The organism is Cyanobium sp. ATX 6F1, from assembly GCF_024346315.1.
GTDB lineage: Bacteria > Cyanobacteriota > Cyanobacteriia > PCC-6307 > Cyanobiaceae > ATX-6F1.
In genome coordinates, this window is record NZ_JAGQCS010000002.1 from 288,370 (window position 1) to 297,208 (window position 8,839).

The 8,839-nt window shown below is 68.7% G+C and carries 12 protein-coding genes and 1 tRNA gene; 11 read left to right on the top strand and 2 right to left on the bottom strand.

The genetic code is table 11. The features are described from left to right. Window positions 1-28: 28 nt before the first annotated feature. Window positions 29-727 carry a GAP family protein gene (locus tag KBZ13_RS04250; RefSeq protein WP_255006722.1) on the bottom strand — a complete coding sequence of 233 codons (699 nt, stop codon included), beginning with the start codon at window positions 725-727 and terminating at the stop codon, window positions 29-31. A 141-nt stretch (window positions 728-868) separates the two neighbouring features. On the opposite strand from KBZ13_RS04250, the gene KBZ13_RS04255 reads away from it, so the two are divergent. The 7 genes from KBZ13_RS04255 to KBZ13_RS04285 all read left to right on the top strand — a co-directional run bounded on the left by KBZ13_RS04255 (window position 869) and on the right by KBZ13_RS04285 (window position 6,246). Next, window positions 869-1,609, top strand: a complete 741-nt coding sequence (locus KBZ13_RS04255; protein ID WP_255006724.1) for a hypothetical protein — start codon at window positions 869-871, stop codon at window positions 1,607-1,609. A gap of 83 nt (window positions 1,610-1,692) precedes the next feature. Then, complete coding sequence (locus KBZ13_RS04260; protein WP_255006725.1) at window positions 1,693-2,241, top strand: YqhA family protein; 549 nt, start codon at window positions 1,693-1,695, stop codon at window positions 2,239-2,241. After that, entirely contained in the window at window positions 2,238-3,338 is a 1,101-nt protein-coding gene (gene pyrC / locus KBZ13_RS04265) for a dihydroorotase (protein WP_255006726.1), read from the top strand. Before KBZ13_RS04260 ends, pyrC begins: the two co-directional genes overlap by 4 nt. Before the next feature lie 65 nt (window positions 3,339-3,403). Next, window positions 3,404-3,637, top strand: coding sequence for a hypothetical protein (locus tag KBZ13_RS04270; RefSeq protein WP_255006728.1), 234 nt, complete (start codon window positions 3,404-3,406; stop codon window positions 3,635-3,637). A 35-nt stretch (window positions 3,638-3,672) separates the two neighbouring features. After that, window positions 3,673-5,355 (top strand): oxaloacetate-decarboxylating malate dehydrogenase, encoded by a 1,683-nt coding sequence (gene maeA, locus KBZ13_RS04275; protein WP_255007130.1) that lies wholly within the window; start codon window positions 3,673-3,675, stop codon window positions 5,353-5,355. A 23-nt stretch (window positions 5,356-5,378) separates the two neighbouring features. Then, entirely contained in the window at window positions 5,379-5,660 is a 282-nt protein-coding gene (locus KBZ13_RS04280) for a hypothetical protein (protein WP_255006729.1), read from the top strand. Between the two features lie 79 nt (window positions 5,661-5,739). Then, the gene (locus KBZ13_RS04285; RefSeq protein WP_255006730.1) at window positions 5,740-6,246 is read left to right on the top strand and encodes a hypothetical protein; all 507 of its coding nucleotides are present in this window, start codon (window positions 5,740-5,742) and stop codon (window positions 6,244-6,246) included. A 14-nt stretch (window positions 6,247-6,260) separates the two neighbouring features. On the opposite strand, the gene KBZ13_RS04290 is transcribed toward KBZ13_RS04285, so the two are convergent. Next, window positions 6,261-6,344: transfer RNA gene (locus KBZ13_RS04290), tRNA-Leu, on the bottom strand. 70 nt (window positions 6,345-6,414) lie between these two features. Here KBZ13_RS04290 and KBZ13_RS04295 point away from each other — a divergent pair. The 4 genes from KBZ13_RS04295 to KBZ13_RS04310 are packed head-to-tail and all read left to right on the top strand — an operon-like array spanning window position 6,415 to window position 8,839. Further along, on the top strand, window positions 6,415-6,639 hold the full coding sequence (locus tag KBZ13_RS04295; protein WP_255006732.1) for an NAD(P)H-quinone oxidoreductase subunit L: 225 nt from the start codon (window positions 6,415-6,417) through the stop codon (window positions 6,637-6,639). Between the two features lie 3 nt (window positions 6,640-6,642). Continuing rightward, window positions 6,643-6,978 (top strand): DUF3007 family protein, encoded by a 336-nt coding sequence (locus KBZ13_RS04300; protein ID WP_255006733.1) that lies wholly within the window; start codon window positions 6,643-6,645, stop codon window positions 6,976-6,978. A gap of 45 nt (window positions 6,979-7,023) precedes the next feature. After that, window positions 7,024-7,833, top strand: coding sequence for a tryptophan synthase subunit alpha (trpA, locus tag KBZ13_RS04305; RefSeq protein WP_255006742.1), 810 nt, complete (start codon window positions 7,024-7,026; stop codon window positions 7,831-7,833). Further along, complete coding sequence (locus tag KBZ13_RS04310) at window positions 7,826-8,839, top strand: mechanosensitive ion channel family protein (RefSeq protein ID WP_255006744.1); 1,014 nt, start codon at window positions 7,826-7,828, stop codon at window positions 8,837-8,839. Before trpA ends, KBZ13_RS04310 begins: the two co-directional genes overlap by 8 nt.

Consider the following 8,839-nt stretch of genomic DNA (forward strand, 5'->3'; position numbering starts at 1 on the left):
CAGGGCCGGCCTCAGGCCAGGGCGACCCTCAGGCCAAAGCAGTCCCCATCTGAAGCAACCCTTCAACCCCCTGCCAACCGAGGTAGGCCGCCAGCAGCAGCGCCAGCACGCCCACCAGCGGTTCGGCCCGGTGCACCAGCCAGTCCTTGATACGGGAGAGCGGCGCTTCCAGCCGGCCACCGCTGAGAATCCAGATCAGGGGCGGCAGCAGCAGCAGCGAGCTGGCCATCAGCACAAACACCGAACCGATCTCCAGGTCGGTGATCAGGCCGGGACGGTTGGTGAGCACCAGGCCCGCCTCCTTCACATAGAACACGAAGTTCTCCGGGCTGATCAGGGCGCAGCCCATGCCCAGGCCCAGCAGCGGCGCCAGATCCAGATCGGGGAGGCGTTGCATCAACTGCATCGCCCAGCCTTCCTCACCGATGCTCACCGCCGGGGTGAGCTGGAACAGGCCCAGCCCCAGCAGGGCCCCGGCGCCGATCAGATCCACCAGCACCTGGCCGCGGCCGCCCTGGTGCAGCAGGTGGGTGAAGCGCTGGCCGAAGACCACGAAGGCCCACAGGGCGCCGCCGTTGGCCAGGGCCCAGCCGGTCAGGAAGCTGCCGCTGCGCAGCAGGGGCTGCTGGCCCAGCAGCAGCAGCGCCACCAGGGCGATGGTGATCGGCGAAAAGGCCACCCCCAGGCCGAGCATCGTGGTCTGGGCGAACCAATGGAAGGGGTGCATGCCGAAGCCTGTCGTCGCTCGATTCTGATGATCGGGCCGCTGCGCTGCGACGGCGGCGGCCCAGCGAGCAACACTGCGTGGGCTTTGCCTTCCGAGCGGGATCAACCGCCATACATTGCAGAAAGAGACAGGCGTGCCGCCATGAAAGCCCACCAACTCCAGACCCTGCGTGCCCTGTTCGCCCACCCCGTCAGCCACGGGATCAGGCTCAGCGAAGCCGAGGCGCTCTGCCATGCCCTGGGCGCCGAGGTGGATCAGCACGGCGGGCGGCTGCAGATCCGGCTGGAGGCGGGGCCTGAAACCTGGCTGCACTGCGGTGGGCACCACCGCACAACCCTCGATCCGGAGGCGGTGCTGCGGCTGCGCCATTTCCTTGAGGAGGCGGGCGTCAGTCCAGAGCATCCCGAAACCGAAGCCGATACTCCCCGGGGCGACCAGGGCCACCGCCTGGTGCTGCACCTGAGCCATCAGCACACCGACGCCTTCCAGCTGGAGGGCGAAGCGGTGGAGCATGCCGTGCTTCGCCCCGAAGGGATCTGGGGCTCAGGCCAGAGCCTCACCCATCGCCACGACCGTGACGTCGCCGGCCAGCGGGCTCCCCTCGACCACGACTACCTCAGCCGGATCACCGCGGCGATCGCCGCTGCCGATGCCGTGCTGCTGCTGGGCCATGGCACCGGTGAGAGCGACCTGCGCCAGGTGATGCTGCGCCATCTCAAGACCCACCGCCGCGATCTGCTGGAGCGGATCGTCGGGGTGGTGACCCTCAACGACGCCGACCTCGGTGAGGGGGAACTGCTGGCGATCGCCCGCGAGCAGTTCGGCAACCTCCCCCACCGCCAACTGCTGCGGGTGCCGGGGCAGGAGCTGAGGGAAGCCTGAGGCCAGGGGCGAGCGAACGGGCCAGGACTCGGCCAGGCCTTGGGAGTCGCCGGATCAAGGCAGCCCCTGCCTAAGGTCCCCCGATGGCGCCTTCCCGGAACACTCCCCGCAAGCGTTTCGAGCAGCGCTTCGAGCGCTGGCTCTGGCGCGTCCGCCTGATGGCGATCGTGCCGGTGGTGATGAGCCTGGTGAGCACCGCCGCCTCCTTTGTGCTGGGTACGCGGGAGATCTTCAAGGCGCTGTTCAAGATTTTCGGCGGCCAGTTCGAGCCCAAGGGCGAGGCCAAGCTGCTGGCGGAACTGGTGTCGGGGGTGGATCTCTACCTGATCGGCATCGCCCTGCTGATTTTTGGCTACGGGGTCTATGAACTGCTGATCTCCGACATCGAGGCGGCCAAGGGCCACGACCAGAACAGCAGCGGATTGCTGGACATCCGCAGCCTCGACGGGCTGAAGGAGAAACTGGTCAAGGTGATTGTGGTGGCCCTGATCGTGGCCGCCTTCAAGGCGATGCTGAGCTTCCCGATCACCGATGGCACCTCGCTGGTCTTCTTCTGCGCCAGCGTGCTGCTGCTGGCCGTGAGCGGTTACCTGGTGACGGGCGGCCCGCCGGGCTCCCGGGGCCCGAAATGAGCGGACTCCCGCTCCAGGCCACGGACCCAGGCACGCTGCGCCTGAGGCGCCCCGACGACTGGCATGTGCACCTGCGCGAGGGGGCTCTGCTGCAGGCGGTCGTGGGGGCAACGGCCCGGGTTTTCGCCCGGGCGATCGTGATGCCCAACCTCAGCCCACCGATCACCACCGTGGCGGCGGCGACGGCCTACCGGGACCAGATCCTGGCGGCGCTTCCCAAGGCGGCCGCGTTCACGCCGCTGATGACCGCCTACCTCACCGACGCGAGCGAACCAGACGAACTGGAGCGGGGGTTCCGCGCCGGGGTGTTCACGGCCTGCAAGCTCTACCCCGCCCACGCCACCACCAACTCCGCCGCAGGGGTGAGCGAGCTGGCCCGCATCACTCCGGTGCTGGAGCGCTTGCAGGCGATCGGCATGCCCCTGTTGATCCACGGGGAGGTCACCGATTCGGAGGTGGACATCTTCGATCGCGAGCGGGTGTTCATCGAACGGCATCTGGAGCCGCTGCTGGGCCGATTCCCCGCCCTGAAGGTGGTGCTGGAGCACATCACCACCACCGAGGCGGTGGATTTTGTGGCCGCCGCCGGCCCGCAGTTGGCCGCCACGATCACCCCCCATCACCTGCAGATCAACCGCAACGCGATGTTCCACCGCGGGCTGCGCCCGGATTTCTACTGCCTGCCGGTGGCCAAGCGGGAACTGCACCGGCTGGCCCTGCGCCAGGCCGCCACCTCCGGCAACCCCAAGTTCTTCCTGGGCACCGATTCAGCCCCCCACCCCCGGGGCGCCAAGGAATCGGCCTGCGGCTGCGCCGGGATCTACAACGCGCCGGTCGCGATCGAGAGCTACGCCCAGGTGTTCGAGCAGGAGGGAGCCCTGGGTCGCCTTGAAGCCTTCGCCTCGGAATTCGGACCGCGCTTCTACGGCCTGCCGCTGAACGATGGAACGATCGAACTGCAACGGCAAGCGCAGGTGGTGCCGATGCTGCAGGAGTTCGAGAACGGGAGTGCGCTGCCGGCCGACCGGGAGCCTCTGGCCCTGGTGCCGTTCCACGCCGGAGACACCATGCCCTGGAGGCTGAACACCAACAAGTGACAACGGTGACAGTCAGCAGCTGTCACAGGCTCCATGCTGTTGCTGTGTCGATGCGCAGCAAGACGATGGTTGTCTCTCCTCTAGCCCCCAGCCGCACCCGGGCCTACCGCCTGGTGGATCAGCACGGATGCCCCCACCCCGTCCTCGACGACCTCTATGACTCCCCCGACGCGGCCTGGGGCGACGCGGTGCAGTGGTGGAGTGAGCAGGGGTTGGGCAGCCTCGAGTCGATCGGCATCGGCGTGGAAGTGAGCACCGCTTGTGGTGACTGGCGCACCCTGCGCCATCCTGGGGCCTGAGTTTTCTGAGCACCACGGCCCAGCTCCCCAGGTCCATCGGTACGCGCCTGCGGGGCGCTGAACTCCTTTCCCATCCAGGCCTCAACAAGGGCACCGCCTTCAGCCGCGGCGAGCGCCTGGCCCTGGGCCTCGAAGCCCTGCTGCCCTACCAGGTGGAAAGCCTGGAGCAGCAGGTGCAGCGGGTCTGGGCCCAGTTCCAGGAGCTGGCCGATCCGCTGCAGCGCTTCACCTTCGCGTCGGCCCTGCGCCAGAACAACCTCACCCTTTTCCACCGCTTCCTCGAAGAGCACATCGAGGCGGTGCTGCCGATCGTCTACACACCGACGGTGGGTGCGGCGATCCAACGCTTCAGCGCCACCTACCGCACCCCTTCACAGGGGATCTACCTGGCGGCACCCGATCAGGAGCGCCTGGCTGAACTGCTGGCCCAGGGCATGGTCCAGACCGGGCTCCACCCAGCGGAGCTGCTGCTGGTCACCGACTCCGAAGGCATCCTCGGCATCGGCGACCAGGGCATCGGCGGCATCCACATCTGCCAGGGCAAGCTCGCGGTCTACACCCTCTGCGCCGGGCTCGATCCCGAACGCGCGCTGCCGGTGGTGCTCGATGTGGGCACCGACCGCGCCGACCTGCTCGCCGATCCCCTCTACCCCGGCTGGCGCCAGCCGCGCCTGCGTGGAGCGGCCTACGAAGACTTCATCGCCACCTTCGTGGCCGCCGTGGAGCAGCTGGCACCCCACGCCTTCCTGCACTGGGAAGACTTCGGCACCGCCAATGCCCGCCGCAACCTGGAGTCCTACCGGCACCGGCTCGCCAGCTTTAATGACGACATCCAGGGCACCAGCGGCGTGGCCAGCGCCGCCGTGCTCGCCGCCGCCCGGGGTCTGGGCCAGACCCTGGCGGAGCAGCGCATCGTGATCTTCGGCGCCGGCACCGCCGGCTTCGGCATCGCCGAGCGGCTGGCGCGGCTGCTCGAGCGCGGCGGCATGGGGCCCAAGGAGGCACGGCGGCGGATCTGGCTGATCGATCGCCAGGGGCTGCTGCGCAGCGACCACTACGATCTCCCCCCCAGCCTCCGGGCCTTCGCCAGGCCGCTGGAGGAGCTGACGTCCTTCCCCCGGGACGCCCATGGCGCCATCAACCTGCAGACGGTGCTGGAGCAGGTGCGGCCCAGCGTGCTGATCGGCACCTCGACGGTGGCCGGGGCCTTCAACCGCGCCGCGGTCGAGACGATGGCCGCCGGGGTGGAGCGGCCGATCATCCTGCCGCTCTCGAACCCCACCGCCCTGGCGGAGGCCCAGCCCGCCGACCTGCTGGCCTGGACGGGCGGACGGGCCCTGGTGGCCACCGGCAGCCCCTTCGAGCCGGTGAGCGTGGCGGCGGGCCTGCGGGTGATCGGGCAGTGCAACAACTGTTTTCTGTTCCCGGGTCTGGGACTGGCCTCCGTGGCCGTGGGGGCGCGGGAGGTGAGCGAGGAGATGATCGATGCGGCCCTGGAGGCCCTGGCCCTGGCGATCCCCGCCACCCACGATCCGCAGGCTCCGTTGATGCCGCCCCTGACGGCCGTTCAGGCGGTGTCGCGGGCGGTGGCCGAGGCCGTGGCCTTCGCGGCGGTGGACCAGGGCCTGGCCCGGCTGGCCCGCAGCCACCACGAGGCGATCGAGCGGCTGAACGCTGCCACCTGGAGTGCCCGCTACCGTTTGATCGAGGCGCTCTGAGCCCACCCATCGCCGAGCAGTCCATGGCCGCCCGCCTCGCCATCGGAGCGATCCACGTCAGGCCGGAGGTGATGGAGTGGATCGGCCAGGAAACCCTCGATCGGCTGTTGATGCGCCACCGGCGCGGCGACTGGGGGCTCGTCGATGGCCGGGACGCCCGGGCCAACACCCTGGCCGCCTACCACCAGCAGGGGGGCCTGCGCAGTGTGTACGACGTGGGCGGCGAGATTCAGGTGTGGATCATCACCGGCGATCTGGGTCTCGACAGCCTGCACACCACGGTGCTGATTCCCAGCGATGAATGAACCGGCCAGCTCAGCGGCGGTTCACGGCTGACCAGCCGGCGGCCTGCCGTAACTTCAACGGGCCCCACCCATCGGCCCCATGACCCAGCGCCTGACGATCCGCTGCGCCCGTTCGCTCCAGCGCCTGGCCCAGGCGAGTCTCCCGGCTGTGGTTGCCCTGGCCGGCTTGGGTGCCGCCGCCCAGGCCGCGCCGGTGTGCACCTTCCTGGCGCCGATCGGTGGCAACGGGACGAGCCCGATCATTTCCAAGTCGGTGGGGCGCGGTAAGGCGATCGGCAAGACCAACTGGAACACCGACTTCGTGGTCAACCAGCCCTACACCAGCTTCAAGTTCTTCTTCACCGCCAATTCCTCCGACGCCGGTGCCAAGTACCCGGTGGAGGGGTTCATGAAGTTCAGCGATGGCTCCAACTTAAAAGTGATCAACGAGACCATGAACCCGCCGATCGGCACCGGGCGGATGTTCGGCCCGTTCCCCGCCATCCCCGGCAAGCAGGCCAGCCAGATGAACTTCAAGGTGGGCGCCAGCAGTGACCCCGGAGCCCTGGGCTTCAGCTACCGGATTTCAGTGCAGGGCTGCAACTAGGGCGTCCTGGGCGATGGGGGCAGGGGGACTTGAACCCCCACAACGTTGCCGTCTGCGGATTTTAAGTCCGCTGCGTCTACCAATTTCGCCATGCCCCCGGCCTGCGCATCCTAGATTTCCCTCACACAGCATCCTGGTTCCGTGGCCTTGCCTGGTGTCCTCAGCTCGATGTCCACTGAGACCCTTCTGGTGCTCGGGGCCTATGGCGCCATCGGCGCCGCCTACCTAGTGGTGGTGCCCCTGGCCCTCTACTGGTGGATGAACCGCCGCTGGACCGCCATGGGCAAGATCGAACGCACCGCCGTCTACGGGCTTGTGTTCCTGTTCTTCCCGGGTCTGATTCTGTTCGCCCCCTTCCTCAACCTGCGACTCTCCGGCCAGGGCGAGGTCTGAGCCATGACCCGCGGCATGGCGATCCTGCTCGGGCTCGGAGTGTTCGGCCTCGGCGGCCTCGGCTACCTGGGGTTCCAGGCGGCGGGCTTTGAGGGCTTCTCCGCCGGCATCGCCGCCGAGGCGCTGCTGATCGTGCTGGTGCTGGGCTGGACCGGCAGCTACCTGTTCCGGGTGGTCACGGGAAACATGACCTACATGCAGCAGCGCCGCCGCTACCGCGCCGCCTACGACGCCGAAACCGACGAAGATCTGCAACGCCAGTTCGATGCTCTCTCCCCCGCGGAGCAGGAGAAGCTGCTCAAAGAGGTCGGGCAGCTCAAGGCCGACTCCGAGCTCTGAACTCCAACCCATAGGCTCACTGGCAACTCCGAGCGCCAACGGCCGATGGGCGGCACCCTCCTCCAGCAACGGTTCCAGCTGCTCCAGCAGCAGCAGCGCTGCGCCCTGATGCCGTTCCTGGTCGCCGGCGACCCCGACCTGGCCACCACCCGAGCCGCCCTGCTGGGGCTCCAGGGGGCCGGCGCCGATGTGATCGAGCTGGGAATCCCCTACAGCGACCCCCTGGCGGATGGTCCGGTGATCCAGGCCGCCGCCGGCCGGGCCCTGGCCGCCGGCACCACCCCGGGGGCGGTGCTGGAGCTGCTGGGCGGCCTGCGGGGGGAGCTGACCATTCCGGTGGTGCTGTTCACCTACAGCAACCCCCTGCTCAACCGCGGCATGGAGGCCTTCTGCGCCGCCGCCGCCGCCGCCGGGGTGGCGGGCCTGGTGGTGCCGGATCTGCCCCTGGAGGAGGCCGACCAGCTCTCGGTGATCGCCGCGGCCCATGGCCTTGATCTGGTGCTGCTGGTGGCTCCCACCACCCCCGACGAACGCCTGGCGCGCATCGCCGCCGCCAGCCGGGGCTTCACCTATCTGGTGTCGGTGACAGGGGTGACCGGCGTGCGCTCCAACCTCCAGCAGGGCGTTGAGCAGCGGGTGAAACAGCTCAAGGCCCTGGGCCCCACCCCCGTGGCCGTGGGCTTCGGAATCTCCGACCCCGAGCAGGCCCGCCAGGTGCGCGCCTGGGGCGCCGACGGGGCGATCGTCGGCAGCGCCCTGGTGAAGGTGATGGCCGAGGCAGTGGATTCAGGAAGCTCGGCCCCCTTGGCCGCCGTCCACTTCTGCGCTCGCCTGCGGGCGGCTCTGAATGACTGAAGCCCTGATGCCCGCCCTGCTGATGGCCCTGGTCCGGCTGGCGGGGGGCCTGCTGGCGCTGGGATTGGCCCATCTGATCGCCCGCCGACTGATCCGGGGCGTGGACCGCCGGGACCCCGCACTCACCGAGCGCTTCATCCTCGATCGCCTGGAGGGCACCGCCCTGGGCCTGGGGGCGCTGGGGGTGCTGCTCTGGGCCTGGAGCGCCCTGGCCCTCGGTGGCCTGGCCGACCGGCTCGCGGGCGCCCTGGTTCAGCTGCTGGTGGTGGTCCTGGTGGTGCGGCTGCTGAACCGGATCCTGCTCAAGTTGCTCACGGTCGCCATCACCCGGGTGGGCGATTCCACCGCGGTGGAGGGCCTGATCGCCCTGGCTCCGATGCTGCGTTTCGTGCTCTGGGTGTTGGGCTTGCTGGTGTTTCTCCAGAACCAGGGGGTGCGGCTCACCGCGGTGGTCGGAGCGCTGGCGGGGGCGGGCCTGGGCATCGGCTTCGCGCTGCAAGGGCCGGCCAAGGATGTGATCAATTACCTCACGATCCTGTTCGATCGACCCTTCGAAGTCGGTCAGCTGATCCGCTTCGATGACGTCTGGGGACGGGTGTCGAGGGTGGGGTTGCGCTCAACCCAGTTGCTCAGCCTCGATGGTGAGCGTGTGGTGATCAACAACGGCGACCTGCTGGGCAAGACGCTGCGCAATTACGCCGATCTGAAGGAACGCCGCGTGCTGCAACGTTTCATCCTTCACAGCGGCACCCGGGCCGCGGAAGCGAGCAGCGTTGCCACATTGGTGCGCCAGGCCGTGGAGTCGGTGGAGGGGAGCCGCTTCAATCGCTGCCACCTGATCCAGTTGACTGAGCGGGGGCTGGTGTTTGAAATCTGCTATTTCCTTCCAGGCGCTGATCTGGTGGCGTCGCTGGACGCCCAGCAACGGATCAATCTGCAGCTGCTGGAGCGAATGGTCGGTGCCGGACTGCGGTTCGCTGAACCACCTCCGGCACCGGGCGCCTAG